Origin of the sequence: Nonomuraea roseola (genome assembly GCF_039535395.1) — a bacterium.
Lineage (GTDB): Bacteria > Actinomycetota > Actinomycetes > Streptosporangiales > Streptosporangiaceae > Nonomuraea > Nonomuraea roseola.
On sequence record NZ_BAAAXC010000015.1, the window covers coordinates 2,934,744 to 2,949,392 of the forward strand.

The window sequence follows — 14,649 nt, forward strand, 5'->3', positions numbered from 1 at the left end:
TCAGAGCTGCTCCATCCGCAGCCAGGCGCGTGAGGGAAGCGGGTGGCCGAACAGGCGGGCGGCGTTGCCGTAGGCGACTCTGGCGATGTCGGCGGGCGGGAGGGTGCCGAGGTTGCGGGCCACCGCCTGCTGCGTGTCGGGCCAGGTCGAGTCGGAGTGCGGATACCCGCTCTCCAGCAGGACGTGGTCGAGGCCGACGGCCAGCCGTACGCCCGAGAGCGCGTGGTCGTCGAGGGTGCCGAAGAAGAAGTTGCGGCGCAGGACCTCGCTGGGCTTCAGGCCGCCCTCCCACAGCGCCTCGGTGCCCACGGGGTGGTCGAGGGCGTAGTCGGCCCGCTCGGCCAGCATGGGCAGCCAGCCCACGGCTCCCTCGACGACGAGGATGCGCAGGTTGGGGAAGCGCAGCGGCACCCCCGACCAGAGCCAGTCGGCACAGGCGAACATCGCGCTCGCCGGCATGAGCGTGGTGATGGCCTCGATGGGCGTGTCGGGGGAGGGGACCGGCGACCACGACGAGGCGCCGGTGTGGAGGCAGACGACGGTGCCCGTCTCCTCGCAGGCGGCGAAGAACGGGTCCCAGTGCTGCGTGTGGATCGACGGCAGCCGCAGCCTGGTAGGGAACTCGGGGAAGACGACGGCCTTGAAGCCGCGCGCGGCGTTGGCGCGGATCTCCTTGGCGGCGACCTCGGGGTCGGGCAGCCAGGGGAGCTGCAGGCCGATGATGCGCTCGGGATAGGTGCCGGCCCACACGTCGATGTGCCAGTCGTTCCACGCCTTGGTCAGCGCGAGGCCGAGCTCCTGGTCGCGGGTCCTGGCGAACGGCATGCCCGACTGACCGGCGAGCATGCCGGGGAAGCAGAGCGCCGCCCAGATGCCGGCGAGGTCCATGTCCTCGATGCGGGCCTCGATGTCGTAGCAGCCAGGGCGCATGTCCTCGAACCTGACGGGGTCGAGGGTCCACTGCTCGCGCGGCAGCCCTGCGCCGACGTCGAGCCCCGCGCAGGGGTAGGTGGCTCCGCCGTACCGCCAGACCTGGTGACCAGCCTCGGTCTCGACCACCTTGGGGACCGCGTCGGCGTGTTTCGCCGCCACTCGGTCCTCGAAAAGGTCTGGAGGCTCGATCAGGTGATCATCAGCAGAGATGATCACATAGTCGCGCCGCCTCGGCTCGGGGTCGGGAAGGAGCGGCGTAGTCACGCAGGCAACGGTACGACGTGCGCATCACGTCGAACAAGCCGACTGGTCACCTGTTGGTATCGGGCGCTCACCGGGGATCACCCAGGAGTACGGCCCGCAGCCGCCCGATCGTCGCCTGGTCGACATCGAGCACGTCGGCGCAGTAGCCCTCGACGGAGCCGTGCCGCGCGGCCAGGTCGGTGAGGAAGTGGCGCATCGCCTCGGCCGGCGCCATGCCGAACCCCGGCCACAGCGTGACCTCAGGGTGCCTGGCCTTCCAGTCGGCGATGAAGCGCTCGGTGGCCAGGCCGGTGAGAGCGTAGTCGGCGACGATGTCGTCCTCGGCGACGCCGACCAGCGACAGCACCAGCGCCGTGAGGACGCCGGTGCGGTCCTTGCCCGCCGCGCAGTGGACGACGACGGGCGCGCCGGCTTCGTCCGCGATGGTCCGGACGGCGAAGCCGAGCCGGTCGGCGCCGTCCTCCGTGACCTCCAGGTAGCGGTCGGCCAGGAACCTGCCGACGCCCAGCTCGGGGTCATAGGTCTCGACGTTCCACCTGCGGACCTCGACGGGGAGGTTGTGGTAGGTCAGGCCGTCGGCGTCGGGGACGCGGCCCGTGCGCTCGATCTCGAAGGGGTGGCGCAGGTCGAGCACCGTGCGGATCCCGAGGGCCCGGAACCTGTCGAGGTCGTCGCCCGACAGCCAGCCGAGGGAGTCGGCGCGGTAGAACCGCCGCCACTGCACGGTCCGCCCGTCACGGGTGACATATCCGCCGATATCGCGGAAGTTGTGGAGCCGCAGGAATTCGAGATGGCGCGTCACGGGAAATACCCTACTTTGGGAGCATGGAAGGGCAGCCAGTGGTCAGGACGCCGTGGCGGGTCGTGGGACTGCTCGTCCGCGTGGCGCTCCTGTCGATCCTGCTGTGGGGCGGGTTGGTGAGCGCGCTGAGCACCTTCACCCGCGAGGGAACCATGGAGGAACTGCGCGCGGCGCTCGGCGACGGGGACACGGTCGTCTACCTGCCCCATCCGCGTGAGGCGCGCTGGTCGGACGGACCCGTCGGCTGGCGCCGGCTGCCGTTGGACGATTCCAAGAGCGTTCACGAGATCAACCGTCTGCTCGACGCGGCCGGGCCGCCGGGCGCCACCGTGGTGCGCGCCGACCATGACAGCTGGCCGCCCGACTGGTTCGAGGACGTGCCCGCCCGTCACGCATGGCTGGTGCCCGTCGCCTGGTTCGGCACCCTGCTCGCGATGCTTGCCAGGTCGCGCCCGCGCTACGCCAACAGGTGGGGCTGGTTCTGGATGTTCTCCGTCGGGGGCGTCGGCGCGCCCCTCTACCTGCTGCTGGAGCCGCGGCCGATCTGGGCGGCCATGGACGAGCCGATGCCGCCCGCCCGCTCACGCCTCGACGGAGGGAGCGGCTGTCTTGTGGCGATCCTGCTCGCCTTCGTCAGCGGGCTGGGTCTCGTCGGGCTCTCCAGCCTGTTCGGCTGACCTGTCTTTCACCTCGCGCCTGATCATCAGCAGCCACCCGCCGACGGCCACCCCGATGAACAGCCACCACTGGATGCCGTAGGCGAAGTTGAGGCCGCCACCGGCGCCCACGTCGGGCGGGGGCACGGGCTCGGGCGCAGGCGAGATCGTGGGCCGCTGCTCGGTCAGCGAGACGTACCCGCCCACCAGCTCGTACGGCAGGCCCCTGCCGATGGCTTTGGCGTTGATCAGCAGCACCTGGCCAGGGGGCAGCCCGCCGCGATCCCTGATGCCCGAGGAGGTCTCGGTCTCGCTCGGCCGCAGCCGTCCTGTGACGGTCACCTGGCCCGAAGGCGCGGCGGGCACCTCGGGCAGGGCGTCGGCCGTCGCGCCCGCCTTGACCCAGCCTCTGTTCACGAGCACCGCCTGGCCCTGGCCTGTCACCAGAGGGGTCAGCACGTAGAAGCCGAGCTGGCTGTTCTGCGTGCGCCTGCGGACCAGCAGCGCGTGGGCGGGGTCGTAGGTGCCCTGGACGGTGACAGTTCTGTAGCGGTTGCCGTTGTCGACCGCCCCGCCGGGAGCGACGAGCTCAGTGAGAGGAACGGGCTCGGCCTCGAGGTTCCTCGTGACGACGTCGCTGTTGGCCGAGCGTTCCTCGTAGCGCCCGAACTGCCACTGACCCAGAAAGACGAAGGCGGGGATGACCAGCAGCACCACCACGTGGAGCGCCAGCCACCTGGGCGTGAGCAGGAACCGGTACACGTCTTCAGGGTAGGCACTCCCCACACCGGTCCGGCACCGAACCCGGGACAGAGAGCGCGGTCATCGTCTACGGTCGGGATTTGTCTCCCCATCCCCCTCAGGAGCTGCACCTCTTCATGGCCGTGCTCACCGCGCCTCATACGGTCGTCATGCCGCGCATGTCGGCGATCCTCCGACATGCCGCGCCCAGGGTCCTCGAAAGCATGATCATGCCGGTGGCCTCGTTCTATCTGGGGCTGATCGTGGCCGGCATCCCCGGCGGCATCGCGGCGATGGTCCTGTGGGTCTACGGCGGCGCGGGCTGGCGGCTGGTGAAGCGCTCCGACGTGCCCGGCTCGGTGCTCCTCGCCGCCCTGATGGTCACCGTACGGCTGGTGCTCGCGGTGGTCTTCCACGACCCGAAGTGGTTCTTCCTCATCCCCACGCTGGGCATCTTCTGCGCCAGCGCGACCTTCCTGTGCACGACGAGGGCGCGCAGGCCGATGCTCCAGCGGGTGGCGGCCGACCTGGTGCCCATGCCCGACGAGGTCCAGCGGCATCCGCTGATGCGCCGCTTCTTCGCCCGCCAGTCGCTCCTGTGGGGAGGCGCACAGCTGCTCAACGGCACCTTCACCCTGTGGATGCTGTTCCACGAGGCCATGGGCGTCTTCCTGGTCGTCCGCACGGCCGGCGTGGCCCTGCTCCTGGGCGGCGTGGCCCTCGGATCGGTGCTCGACTTCCGCAGGACCCTAGGCGCTCTTCAGCTTCGCCCCTGAGCCCGGCAGCGCCGTCACCTCGCGCGGGCCCTCCACCTCGTGCCCGTCGGCGCACCTGAAGTGCTGCTCGAGCACGGCGCCGCAGCCGCGGTGCGTGAGCAGGACGGGTGGCCCGTCGTCGTCGGCCACGTACTTGTCGCCCCAGTGCATCAGCGCGACCAGGATCGGATAGAGGTCGCGGCCCTTCTGCGTGAGGCGGTACTCGTCACGCTGGCGCTGCCCTGGGTCGCGGTAGGGCACCTTGCGCAGGAGCCCCTCGTCCACCAGGCGGTTCAGCCGCGCGCTCAGCACCTGGCGCGGGGCGCCCGTGACGGCCTGCATGTCGGCGAAGCGCCGTATGCCGCTGAACGCCTCGCGTAGCACCAGGAAGGTCCACTTCTCCCCGACGATGTCCAGGGTCCGCTCGATCGAGCAGTTGTCCACCCGGATGCGCACGCTCATAGGTGAAGAGTACTTCGCGCACACGCTGAGTCCAATTGACAGACTCAGCGTGCGGCGGAATGCTGAGTCTGTGATTGGAACTCAGATCCGTCCTGCCGGGCCGTACGACGAGGCGCGGATCAGGCGCTTCCTGGTGGGTTTGTCGCTCCACACCCAGACCCTGAGGTTCTTCACCGGGATCCAGTCGCCCAAGGACGCCCTGGTGCGCGCGCTGCTGGCGGTGGACGGCCAGCGTGACGCGATCGTCGCCGAGCGGGACGGCGAGATCATCGGCCATGCGATGAGCTACAGGGGTGGCCTCGCGGACGTGGAGATCGCGATCGTGGTCACCGACGAGTGGCAGGGTCGCGGACTCGGGCGGAAGCTGATCGCCACGCTCCTCGGCAGGGCCGCAGGCGCCGGCGCGACGACCGTCGGCATGGACGTCCTCGGCGAGAACAGAAAGGTCCTCAAGCTCATCAGGAGGATGTGGCCAGACGCGAAGATGACAGTCTCTTCCGGGGCTGTCGAAGTGACCGCTATGATCCAACCGGCCGTGGTATTTGCGGAACAACGTTCTGTTGGCCCACCATTGACCTCATGAAGACGCACGTGAGTGGTGCCAAGAACGGACGCGACGGGCGCACCCGCATCATCGAGGGCGCCCTCAGGCGTTTCAGCCAGGACGGGGTCTCCGCCACCACGTTGGCCAGCCTCCGCGAAGAGAGCGGCGTCAGCGTCGGCAGCTTCTACCACCACTTCGCCAGCAAGGAGCACGTCTTCGGCGTGCTCTACTCGGAGATCCTCAACGCCTACCAGCAGGCGTTCGTCGCCGAGCTGGTCGGACACCAGGACGCCCGCGCCGGCATCGAGGCGGTGGTGGCCTTCCACATGCGCTGGGCGGGCGAGCACCCCGAGCGGGCCAGGATCCTGATCAGCGAGCGCCCGCCGCGCAAGAACGAGCCGGGCGGCCCTGAGGTCGCCGAGGCCCGCCGCGCCTTCTTCCGCCAGGTCGCGGACTGGTGGCGCCCGCACATGAAGAACGGCCTGCTCCAGCCGGTCGCGCCGACGATGTGCTACGTGCTCTGGCTCGGTCCCGCCCAGGAGATGTGCCGCCTGTGGTTCGCGGGCGCGCACGCCCCGAGCGAGGAGGAGATCAAGGGCCTGGGTCAGGCGGCATGGCAGAGCCTGCGCCAGAGCGACAGGGAGCAATGATCCAAGCACCCTCTGTGGTGTTATTGTCGCGATTGTGAGACGACCGCGTGCGCTTCTCCTGACCGGCTTGCCGGAGCGCGCCCTCGCGCGGTTGCGCGAGGTGGCCGACGTGGTCCAGGTCGCCGAAAAACCCCGTCTCGGCTTCTCCGACGAGCGGCTGGCCGACCTGGTGATCGAGACGGGCGCCGGCGTCCTGATCGTCGACCACGACGAGGTCCGCCGATGCGTTCTCGACCTTCCCCTCGACATCGTGGCCTGCATGGGCGCCCTCACCACCATCGACCTGGCGCTGGCCGCCGAGCACGGCGTGACCGTGCTCCACGACACCGACCAGGACGCCGACGCCGTCGCCGAGCTCACGCTCGCGTTGCTGTTCGCGGTCAGCAGGAACATCGTCGCCGCCGACAGAGAGGTACGGCGGGGCACGGCAGGCCGCAAGCGGGTGCCGGCCGCCGAGCGCTACCGGGGTTCGCGGCTGTCGGGCCGTACGTTCGGGGTGGTCGGGCTCGGCAGGGTGGGCAGGGCCGTGCAGTGGCGCGCCCAGGGGCTCGGGATGCGGGTGATCGCGTGCGACCCCTACGTGCCCGAGGCCACCCACACCCTGCCCCAGCTGCTGTCGGAGGCCGATGTCGTGTCGCTGCACGTGCCCGTGACCGCCGAGACCAGAGGGTTCATCGGCGATACCGAGCTGGCCTCGATGCGGCCTGGAGCGATCTACCTGAACACCTCTCGCGGCGCGCTGCACGACATGTCCGCCCTCGTCGACGCGTTGCGATGGGGCCATCTCGGCGGGGCGGGGCTCGACCACTTCGAGGGCGAGTGGCTGGACCCCGCGCACCCGCTCGCCAGGCTGCCCAACGTCGTGCTGACCCCGCACCTGGGCCAGGCCACGGGCGAGACGGCCGAGGACAGGGCCGAGTCGATCGTGGAGGACATCGCCAGGCTCCTGCGCGGCGAAGCGCCCACGCACGCCTGCACGCCCGTGGGCGCGCGCATCACCGCCTAGGAACGTGCCAGTGGCGGCGGTCGAGGGTGATGTCGAGGGCGATCTCGTGCCGGTGCCGCCGCAGACCGGGGACCCGCACCCTGTCGTGGACGTCGAAGCGGCCGTGCCCGGCGGTGCCGAAGCCGAGCTCACCGGTGAAGACCCGCAGGTCGTCGCGGTTGCCGCAGCTCGGACACGTCCACGCGACCCTGTCGAGTCCGCGGTCGTAGTCGGAGCAGGCGCTGAAGTACTCCTCGGGCCTGAACCTGGTCTCGCAGGCGAGGCAGGGAAGCAGCATCGGTTCCGTTTCCTCCGGCGCAGTGGTGGTGCACAAGGAGTATGACAGACGTAACGGTGCGATTACCCTCAGTTTCGGATCTAGGATGAGCGGGTGGAACGACTGCGCGACCATCTCCTGAAGACCGGCTACACGATCGACGGCGTTCGTGAACGGCTCGGCGACATGGCGGCCTCGGCGCTGGCCAGGGAGGAGCTGGTCCCGGCGCTGAGGGCGACCAGGAGCGGCGACCCGCTCGACACGTTGATCCGCCTGTGGTGGCTCGGCGTGCCCGTCAGCGCGGCCGGCCTGCCGTTCGAGGTGATGGAGTCGGGCCTGGTCGAGTTCGACGGCGACGAGGTGCGTTCCACGGTGCACCTGCAGCCGTGGGAGGAGCACTACTTCGTCGTCTCCGACAGGAAGGTCAGGCCCGGCGACCCCGCGCTGCGCTCCGACCACGTCGTCGGCGCGGGCGGCGCCTCGGCCAACCTCGCCCAGCTCGTCTCCCGCAGGCCGGTCGAGCGCGCGCTCGACCTCGGCACCGGCTGCGGCGTGCAGGTGCTGCACCTGGCCGAGCGGGCCGACAGGATCGTCGCCACCGACCTGAACCCGCGAGCGGTGGAGCTGGCCCGCCTGAGCTGGCGGCTGTCCGGCGTCACGGACGTGGACGCCCGCGTCGGCTCGCTGTTCGAGCCCGTCGAGGGCGAGCTGTTCGACCTCGTCGTCTCCAACCCGCCCTTCGTGATCTCACCGGGCGGCCACCTGACCTACCGCGAGACCGGCGCCGAGGGCGACGCCTTCTGCCGCGACCTCGTACGGCAGGCGCCCACCTACCTCAACCCCCACGGCCACGCCCAGTTCCTGGCCAACTGGCTGCACGTCGAGGGCGAGGACTGGCGCGACAGGGTGGGCGGCTGGGTGGGGGAGACGGGCTGCGACGGCTGGGTGGTCGAGCGCGACGTGCAGGACCCCGCCGAGTACGTCGAGCTGTGGCTGCGCGACGCGGCCGAGCAGGGCACCCCCGCCTACGCCGCCCGCTACGACGAGTGGCTGTCCTGGTTCGAGGCGAACAGGGTGGAGGGCATCGGGTTCGGCTGGATCACGCTGCGCAACTCGGGCACGCTCGACCCGGTGGTCCGCGTCGAGCGCCTGACCCACCAGGTCGCGCTGCCCGTCGGTGGCTACGTGGACGACGTGCTCGACTCGATCGCCGCCGCCCACCGCACCCGCGACCTCGAGACGGCCAGGCTGCGCGTCGCCGAGGGCCTGCTCGACGAGCGCATCGGCGCGCCAGGAGCCGAGGACCCCTCACGCATCGTGCTGCGCCAGACCCGCGGCCTGCTCCGCAGCACCGACGTCGGCACGGTGGAGGCGGCGCTGGCCGGGGTCTGCGACGGCGAGCTGGCTCTTGGCCCGCTGCTCAACGTGATCGCCGAGCTGGTGGGCGACGGCGAGCACCTGCGCGCCGACGCCCTCCGCCCGTTGATCGCCGAGGGCTACTTCCAGCTCTGACCGGCGAACTCGTCCACGAGCTCCGGCCCTGCGAAGGCGTACATCTCGACGATCCTTTCGTCCACGATCGTGAAGGCCAGCAGGGAGAACGGCCGGCCGTCCGGCGTCGCCGCCACCACGCCCGCGGCGCCGTTGATCAGCACGGGGTGCGCGCCGGAGGCCACGCGCGCGAAGGTCATCGCCTGCTCGGCCACGGCCGCGGCGCCACGCAGCACCTTCAGGTGGCCGAGAGTGGCCGCGCGCTGCACGACGCTCGGGTCGAGCACCGCGACGAGCGCCTGGAAGTCGCCGCCGCGAGCGGCCGCCAGGAAGGCGTCGACCACCTTGCGCTGACGGGAGAGGTCGCTGTCGGGCACCGGGGTCACCCCCTGCACCCTGCGGCGCGCTCTGCTGGCCAGCTGCCTGGTGGCGGAGGGGGCGCGTTCGACGATCGGCGCGATCTCCTCGAACGGCACCGCGAACATGTCGTGCAGCACGAAGGCGAGCCGCTCGGCGGGTGCGAGCGTGTCGAGCACCACGAGCATCGCCAGACCGACCGAGTCGGCCAGCATCGCCTCACGCTCGGGATCCCCCGGCTGGTCGCTGACCACGATCGGATCGGGCAGCCGCTCGCCCACGGGCTCCTCGCGCCGCTCGCGTGAGCGCAGCATGTCCAGGCAGACCCGTCCGACCACCGTGGTCAGCCACCCGCCCAGATTCTCCACGTCACCGGTGTCGGTACGGCTCAGCCGCAGCCAGCCCTCCTGGACGGCGTCGTCCGCCTCGCTCAACGAGCCGAGCATCCGGTAGGCGACCGCCTTCAGATGGGTGCGGTGCTCCTCGAATCGCAGGGCCAGCTCATTGTTCGCGTCCATCGGTCACATTCTCTCGTCGCGGGTCGTCATGGAGGTGACAGGCCAAGAACACTGGAGGAACCACTCATGAAAGCACGAATGGGCAACCCCGCGGTCGTCGTCCCCGACGCGATGCAGACCCTCCTGAAGCTCGGCAAGGTCGTGACGAAGAGCGGTGTGCCCGAGATCACGCTCCATCTCGTCTACCTTCGCGCGAGCCAGATCAACGGCTGCGGCGTCTGCGTCGACATGCACGCCCGCGACCTCAAGAAGGCGGGGGAGAGCGACGAGCGGCTCTGGTCGGTGGCGGGCTGGCGGGACACGCCGTACTTCACCGACGAGGAGCGGGCCGCGCTGGCGCTGGCCGAGGCCGTCACCCGGCTGGCCGACCGGCCCGAGTCGGTCTCGGACGAGATCTGGGACGCCGCCGCCGATCACTACGACGAGCAGGCGCTCGGGGCGCTGGTCCTGGCGATCGCCACGGTCAATCTGTGGAACCGGCTCAACGCGAGCACCAAGCAGGTCGCAGGCGACTGGTCCTAGAGGAGCGAGAGATGACGAACATCAAGGGCACGATGCTTCTTCCCGGTGACGAGGGGTTCGAGCAGGCGGCGAAGCCGTGGAACCTGTCGGTCGCCCAGCCGGTCGCGGCCGTGGTGGAGGCCCAGGACGCCGACGACGTGGCGGCGGTGGTCCGCCACGCCAGGCAGGTGGGGCTGTCGGTGACGGCGCAGCCGAGCGGCCACGGCGCGTCGGGCGACACCGAGGGCGCGATCCTGCTGCGGACGGGCAGGCTCGACGAGGTGCGGATCAACGCGGACGAGCGCTGGGCCCGCGTGGGCGCGGGCGCCAGATGGGGCCGGGTCCAGGCCGCCGCGGGCGCGCACGGCCTGACGGCCCTGGCGGGCAGCTCGCCCGTGGTGTCGGTGGCCGGATACACCCTCGGCGGCGGCCTGAGCTGGTTCAGCCGCGCGTACGGCTGGGCCGCCGACAGCGTCAGGGCCTTCGAGACCGTCGACGCCGACGGCACCAGGGCCAGGGTCAGCGCCGACTCCGACTCCGACGCCGACCTGTTCTGGGCGCTCAGGGGCGGCGGCGGCGACTACGCGCTGGTCACCGCGATCGAATTCGACCTCTACCCAGCCCCCCACCTGTACGGCGGGCGGATGATCTGGCACGCCGACCGCACGGCCGAGGTGCTGGCCGCCTTCAGGGAGATCACCGCGGAGGCCCCGCCCGAGCTGTCGGTCTGGCTAAACCGGCTGCGCTTCCCCTCTGCGCCGCCCATGGTCGCCGTGGACGTGACCTACCTGGGCGAGAGCGCCGAGGCGCAGTCCCTGCTTGGCCGCCTCGACAAGATCGACGGGGTGATGAGCGACACGCGCGCCGACATGGCCGTGGCCGACCTGGGCGACATCGCCGCGGAGCCCAAGGACCCCGGCCCCGCGCTGTCCCGCGCGGAGCTGCTGACCGGGCTCGACGACTCGGCCGTGGAGATCCTGCTGGCCGAGCCGACCGAGCCGCTGATCAACGTCCAGCTCAGGCACCTGGGCGGGGCACTGGCCGAGCAGGGGCAGGGCGCGGCCGCGGCCGTGAGCGAGCCCTACCTGCTCTACATGCTGGGCCTGTCGCTCAACCCGCAGTTGGCTCAGGCCGTCACCTCGGCCCAGGACAGGCTCGTCCGTGCGCTCGACGGCTACGTCAGCGGGCGCAAGGCGTACACCTTCCTGGCCCCCGGTGAGCGGGCGGCGGACGCCTTCCCCGAGGAGACGGCCGCCAGGCTGAGGGAGATCAAGCGGGCGCGCGACCCGCAGCGGGTGATCCGCGCCAACTTCCCCGTTTGATCGGGCGTTGATTGGTTTGCATGCGCGCCGGAGCACGCTCGAGGTCGTGGACACGCCCCGGGGGGTTCGAAAGAAACGGGGCGTGTCGCCCGGCCGGCCGTCGATGTGAGGCGGCTAGCCGTCACGTGGAGCATCCGGAAAACCGGGCCCCCTGGCGAAGCGTGACGGTCAGACGGTCGGTCGGGCCAACACGCACCGCACCCGAAAAGAGACCCGGCCTTGATCAACCATGTGTGGATGACACGTCTGGATGAGGAGTTGTACTTAGGACTCGACGACGACGGGAGCTCCAGCGAGGAGGATCTTGAGGTCCCCGGCCTCGGGAGCTCCGAGCCTGGTGAAGATGTCGAAGGCCTCGCGTAGGCAGTCGGCGCTCCTGGAGGAGTTCCCCGTGCCTCGCAGGGCCCTGCCGAGCACCGCGAGCGAGAGTCCCTCACCGTAGGGATGACCGATGTCGCGGCTGACGGCCAGGGCCTGCTCCGCGTGGCGCACCGCGTCGGCGAAGCGCTCGGCCGCGATGAACGTCTCGGCCAGCCTGACGCACACCCGCTGCTCCCACACCCGCTGGTTGCTCGCCCTGAAGAAGGCCAGGCACTCGGCGTGGTGGTGGACGGCCTCGTTGAGGCGTCCGACGCGCGACAGCACGATGCCGAGGTGGTAACGGGCTCGGGCGGTGCCCGCCCCGCTGCCGATCTCGGTGAAGATGGCCAGGCCCTTCTCCGCGGCGACGATGGCGTCGTCCGGACGGCCGAGGCCGAGATGGTCGCGGGCCGAGTAGCTGAGCACCAGCGCCTCGCCCGCCGGCACGCCGTTCTCCCTGTAGAACGTGGTGGCCGCGTCGAACCAGCCGAGCGCCTCGTTGTGGCGGCGCAGCCGTCCAGAGACCACGGCCAGCGCGTTGAGCACCTCGCCCATGAGGACGCGCTCGCTACGGGTGGTGGACAGGTCGAGCACGAGCCTGAACTGCTCCTCGGCCTCGGGCAGCTTGTTGGCGCCGAACAGGGTGCGGCCGAGGACGTATCGGGCGCGCAGCTCGCTGCCCTCGTCACCGATCTTGATGGCGGTGGCCAGGGTGGCCCTGGCGGCCAGGTCGAACTCGCGGGCGTGGGTGCCGGACTCCAGCAGCGGTTCCATGGCCACGATGAGATCGGCGGCCGGCAGCAGCTGCTCGGCGGCGCGCGAGAACTCGGCGGCCTGCCCGATCACCGCGAACAGATTGTCGCCTTCGGAGATGAGCCAGGCCACGGCGTCGTCGGCCGAGGCGAACGTGCGCCCGCTGCCGACCACGACCAGATTGTCGGCGATCATGCTGCCCTCGTAGGCCAGCCGGTGCGCCGACTGGGCCGAGGCCAGGTAGAAGCCGAGCAGCCGCCTCATCGCCATGGTTATGGCCTGGGGCTGCTCGGTCTTGTCCATGGTCCGCCTGGCGAAGAGCTTGAGCAGGTCGTGGAAGCGGTAGCGGCCTGGCGCGTGCGCTTCCAGGAGGCTGGCGTCCACCAGCGACTCCAGCAGGTCCTCCGTCTCCAGCGCAGGAAGCGCCAGGACCGCGGCCGCCGCCCCTGTCGAGATGTCGGGCCCGTTCGGCAGGCTGAGCAGCCTGAAGGCGCGGGCCTGGGCGGCGTCGAGCTGGCCGTACCCGAGGGCGAAGGTGGCCTCCACGGCCAGGTTGCCCACGCGCAGCTCGTCGAGGCGGCGCTGCTCGTCGGCCAGTCGCGGCGCCAGCGAGGCGACCGTCCACGAGGGCCGCGCGGCCAGCCTGGCGGCGACGATCCGCACGGCCAGCGGCAGGAAGCCGCAGGCCGCGACGACGTCCATCGCCGCGGCCCGCTCGGCGGCCACCCGCTCGGGGCCCGCCACGGCGGCGAACAGCGACAGCGCCTCGTCGGGCTCCATCACGTCGAGGTCGATCAGTCTGGCCGAGGGCAGGTCGGCCAGCTTCACCCTGCTGGTGACCATCGCCGCGCACCCGGGCGAGCCCGGCAGCAGCTGGCTGACCTGCCGGGTGTCGCGCGCGTTGTCGAGCAGCACCAGGATGCGCCGGTCGGCCAGCAGCGAGCGGTAGAGGGCGGCCCGCTCGGACAGCCCCTCGGGGATGACGTCAGGCGGGATGCCGAGCGCGCGCAGGAACGCTCCGAGCGTCGACTCGGGCGCCGTCGCCTCGTCGGTGAAGCCGCGCAGGTCGGCGTAGAGCTGGCCGTCGGGGAACAGGTCGTCGCACGCGTGCGCCACGTGGACGGCGAGCGCGGTCTTGCCGACCCCGCCGATGCCGCAGATCGTCGCGACGGGGACGCTGTCGGTCTGGGTGGACAGCATCGTCCTCAGCCTGGCGACGAGCTCTCTGCGCCCGGTGAAGTCGTTGACGGCGGCGGGCAGCTGGGCGGGGCGAGGCAGGTCGTGGACGCTCTCCTGCTCCTCGGCGACGGGCTCGTCCACCGCGAGGCCGGGGTCGGCGGAGAGGATCTTCTGGTGCAGGGCGGCCAGCTCGGGCCCTGGCTCGATGCCCAGCTCCTCGATGAGAGCGTCGCGGGTGTCGGTGAACACCGCGAGCGCGTCGCCCTGCCGTCCGCACCGGTAGTAGGCCAGCATGAGCTGGGCGCGCAGCCGCTCACGCAGCGGGTGGTCGGCGGTGAGCGCGATGAGCTCGGAGACCACCGAGGCGTGCCTGCCGAGCTCCAGGTCGAGATCCATGAGCTGCTCGATCGCGCTGATGCGGCACTCGATCAGCCGGTCGCGCTGGTGCTCGGCGTAGGGGCCGACGGCTCCGGCCAGCGGCTCGCCCTCCCACAGCGCCAGGGCGGCTCGCAGGCTGTCGGCGGCCTCGGCCGTCCTGCCGGCCTTGCGCATCGACTCGGCCTCCTGGACCCCCCGCTCGAAGAGCGTCAGGTCGAGGGCGGAGGCGCGCAGCGCGTAACCCTTGCCGACGGACGTGAGCAGCTCGGGGCGCGAGCGCGGCGAGCGATCGGGCTCGAGGACCGTGCGTAACCGCGAGACATAGGTGCGCAGCGCGCCCAGAGCCCTCGGTGGCGCGTCCTCGCCCCACACCGCGTCGATCATCTCGGTCGGGGTGACCGCGCGACCCTCCCTGAGGAGCAGCATCGCGAGGATCGAACGCTGAAGCGGAGTGCCGAGATCGAGTTCGTCGCCCCCACGCCACGCGCGGATGGGACCGAGCACGGCGAAACGTAGTCCCTCACCAGCCATGCCTTGAGTCTCCAACGCAATGGAACAATTTGCTACCAATGATAGGTCCATGACCTCACTCCCCATAGAGGCAGGTCACTTCGTTAACCAAAGCGTTGATTCCGCGTTGATCGGGCGTTGAGCCCACCGGCGGATGCTTGTTCTCACAAGGGCATGACCCAGTTCAACGGGGGCGGTCGTGCCTTTCAGG

Annotated in this window: 15 protein-coding genes; 8 read left to right on the forward strand and 7 right to left on the reverse strand. The window is 70.8% G+C overall.

Annotated elements, in window-relative coordinates:
- Together ABFX55_RS37275 and ABFX55_RS37280 are read right to left on the reverse strand one after the other, a co-directional pair.
- Positions 1 to 1,197: an amidohydrolase family protein gene (locus ABFX55_RS37275; protein ID WP_346127684.1), complete on the reverse strand. Its 1,197-nt coding sequence runs from the start codon at positions 1,195 to 1,197 to the stop codon at positions 1 to 3.
- A 67-nt stretch (positions 1,198 to 1,264) separates the two neighbouring features.
- Positions 1,265 to 1,999: a tyrosine-protein phosphatase gene (locus ABFX55_RS37280; protein WP_346127686.1), complete on the reverse strand. Its 735-nt coding sequence runs from the start codon at positions 1,997 to 1,999 to the stop codon at positions 1,265 to 1,267.
- A gap of 23 nt (positions 2,000 to 2,022) precedes the next feature.
- Here ABFX55_RS37280 and ABFX55_RS37285 point away from each other — a divergent pair, with 23 nt between their 5' ends.
- Complete coding sequence (locus ABFX55_RS37285; RefSeq protein WP_346127688.1) at positions 2,023 to 2,676, forward strand: hypothetical protein; 654 nt, start codon at positions 2,023 to 2,025, stop codon at positions 2,674 to 2,676.
- On the opposite strand, the gene ABFX55_RS37290 is transcribed toward ABFX55_RS37285, so the two are convergent.
- Positions 2,581 to 3,417, reverse strand: coding sequence for an SURF1 family cytochrome oxidase biogenesis protein (locus ABFX55_RS37290; protein WP_346127689.1), 837 nt, complete (start codon positions 3,415 to 3,417; stop codon positions 2,581 to 2,583). The genes ABFX55_RS37285 and ABFX55_RS37290 overlap by 96 nt on opposite strands.
- An 80-nt stretch (positions 3,418 to 3,497) precedes the next feature.
- Here ABFX55_RS37290 and ABFX55_RS37295 point away from each other — a divergent pair, with 80 nt between their 5' ends.
- Positions 3,498 to 4,172 carry a VC0807 family protein gene (locus ABFX55_RS37295; protein ID WP_346127691.1) on the forward strand — a complete coding sequence of 225 codons (675 nt, stop codon included), beginning with the start codon at positions 3,498 to 3,500 and terminating at the stop codon, positions 4,170 to 4,172.
- On the opposite strand, the gene ABFX55_RS37300 is transcribed toward ABFX55_RS37295, so the two are convergent.
- Positions 4,146 to 4,613, reverse strand: a complete 468-nt coding sequence (locus ABFX55_RS37300) for a winged helix-turn-helix transcriptional regulator (RefSeq protein ID WP_346127692.1) — start codon at positions 4,611 to 4,613, stop codon at positions 4,146 to 4,148. The genes ABFX55_RS37295 and ABFX55_RS37300 overlap by 27 nt on opposite strands.
- Here ABFX55_RS37300 and ABFX55_RS37305 point away from each other — a divergent pair.
- From ABFX55_RS37305 to ABFX55_RS37315, 3 genes are read left to right on the forward strand one after another with little or no spacing between them, the layout of a single operon-like run.
- On the forward strand, positions 4,600 to 5,196 hold the full coding sequence (locus ABFX55_RS37305; RefSeq protein ID WP_346127694.1) for a GNAT family N-acetyltransferase: 597 nt from the start codon (positions 4,600 to 4,602) through the stop codon (positions 5,194 to 5,196). The two genes, ABFX55_RS37300 and ABFX55_RS37305, sit on opposite strands and share 14 nt — an antisense overlap.
- Positions 5,193 to 5,807, forward strand: coding sequence for a TetR/AcrR family transcriptional regulator (locus ABFX55_RS37310; RefSeq protein ID WP_221241269.1), 615 nt, complete (start codon positions 5,193 to 5,195; stop codon positions 5,805 to 5,807). The genes ABFX55_RS37305 and ABFX55_RS37310 overlap by 4 nt, the downstream gene beginning before the upstream one ends.
- A 34-nt stretch (positions 5,808 to 5,841) precedes the next feature.
- A complete protein-coding gene (locus ABFX55_RS37315; RefSeq protein ID WP_346127696.1) occupies positions 5,842 to 6,813 on the forward strand; it encodes an NAD(P)-dependent oxidoreductase in 972 nt (323 codons plus the stop codon).
- Here the strand turns inward: ABFX55_RS37315 and ABFX55_RS37320 are convergent.
- Positions 6,803 to 7,090, reverse strand: a complete 288-nt coding sequence (locus tag ABFX55_RS37320; protein ID WP_183653396.1) for a hypothetical protein — start codon at positions 7,088 to 7,090, stop codon at positions 6,803 to 6,805. The genes ABFX55_RS37315 and ABFX55_RS37320 overlap by 11 nt on opposite strands.
- 93 nt (positions 7,091 to 7,183) lie before the next feature.
- Here ABFX55_RS37320 and ABFX55_RS37325 point away from each other — a divergent pair, with 93 nt between their 5' ends.
- Positions 7,184 to 8,581 (forward strand): DUF7059 domain-containing protein, encoded by a 1,398-nt coding sequence (locus ABFX55_RS37325; RefSeq protein WP_346127698.1) that lies wholly within the window; start codon positions 7,184 to 7,186, stop codon positions 8,579 to 8,581.
- Here the strand turns inward: ABFX55_RS37325 and ABFX55_RS37330 are convergent.
- A complete protein-coding gene (locus ABFX55_RS37330) occupies positions 8,566 to 9,435 on the reverse strand; it encodes a sigma-70 family RNA polymerase sigma factor (protein ID WP_346127700.1) in 870 nt (289 codons plus the stop codon). The two genes, ABFX55_RS37325 and ABFX55_RS37330, sit on opposite strands and share 16 nt — an antisense overlap.
- 66 nt (positions 9,436 to 9,501) lie before the next feature.
- Here ABFX55_RS37330 and ABFX55_RS37335 point away from each other — a divergent pair, with 66 nt between their 5' ends.
- Complete coding sequence (locus tag ABFX55_RS37335) at positions 9,502 to 9,957, forward strand: carboxymuconolactone decarboxylase family protein (RefSeq protein ID WP_346127702.1); 456 nt, start codon at positions 9,502 to 9,504, stop codon at positions 9,955 to 9,957.
- A gap of 11 nt (positions 9,958 to 9,968) precedes the next feature.
- Positions 9,969 to 11,258, forward strand: a complete 1,290-nt coding sequence (locus ABFX55_RS37340) for an FAD-binding oxidoreductase (RefSeq protein WP_346127703.1) — start codon at positions 9,969 to 9,971, stop codon at positions 11,256 to 11,258.
- A gap of 264 nt (positions 11,259 to 11,522) precedes the next feature.
- Here the strand turns inward: ABFX55_RS37340 and ABFX55_RS37345 are convergent, their stop codons facing one another.
- Positions 11,523 to 14,459 carry an AfsR/SARP family transcriptional regulator gene (locus ABFX55_RS37345; protein WP_346127705.1) on the reverse strand — a complete coding sequence of 979 codons (2,937 nt, stop codon included), beginning with the start codon at positions 14,457 to 14,459 and terminating at the stop codon, positions 11,523 to 11,525.
- Positions 14,460 to 14,649: the final 190 nt, after the last annotated feature.

Excerpts from the sequence above, each read along its gene's own strand:
- ABFX55_RS37310 (WP_221241269.1), top strand. The coding sequence starts at position 5,193 with ATGAAGACGCACGTGAGTGGTGCCAAGAACGGACGCGACGGGCGCACC.
- ABFX55_RS37340 (WP_346127703.1), top strand. The coding sequence starts at position 9,969 with ATGACGAACATCAAGGGCACGATGCTTCTTCCCGGTGACGAGGGGTTC.
- ABFX55_RS37320 (WP_183653396.1), bottom strand. The coding sequence starts at position 7,090 with ATGCTGCTTCCCTGCCTCGCCTGCGAGACCAGGTTCAGGCCCGAGGAG.
- ABFX55_RS37335 (WP_346127702.1), top strand. The coding sequence starts at position 9,502 with ATGAAAGCACGAATGGGCAACCCCGCGGTCGTCGTCCCCGACGCGATG.
- ABFX55_RS37305 (WP_346127694.1), top strand. The coding sequence starts at position 4,600 with ATGCGCACGCTCATAGGTGAAGAGTACTTCGCGCACACGCTGAGTCCA.
- ABFX55_RS37330 (WP_346127700.1), bottom strand. The coding sequence starts at position 9,435 with ATGGACGCGAACAATGAGCTGGCCCTGCGATTCGAGGAGCACCGCACC.
- ABFX55_RS37345 (WP_346127705.1), bottom strand. The coding sequence starts at position 14,459 with ATGGCTGGTGAGGGACTACGTTTCGCCGTGCTCGGTCCCATCCGCGCG.
- ABFX55_RS37300 (WP_346127692.1), bottom strand. The coding sequence starts at position 4,613 with ATGAGCGTGCGCATCCGGGTGGACAACTGCTCGATCGAGCGGACCCTG.
- ABFX55_RS37285 (WP_346127688.1), top strand. The coding sequence starts at position 2,023 with ATGGAAGGGCAGCCAGTGGTCAGGACGCCGTGGCGGGTCGTGGGACTG.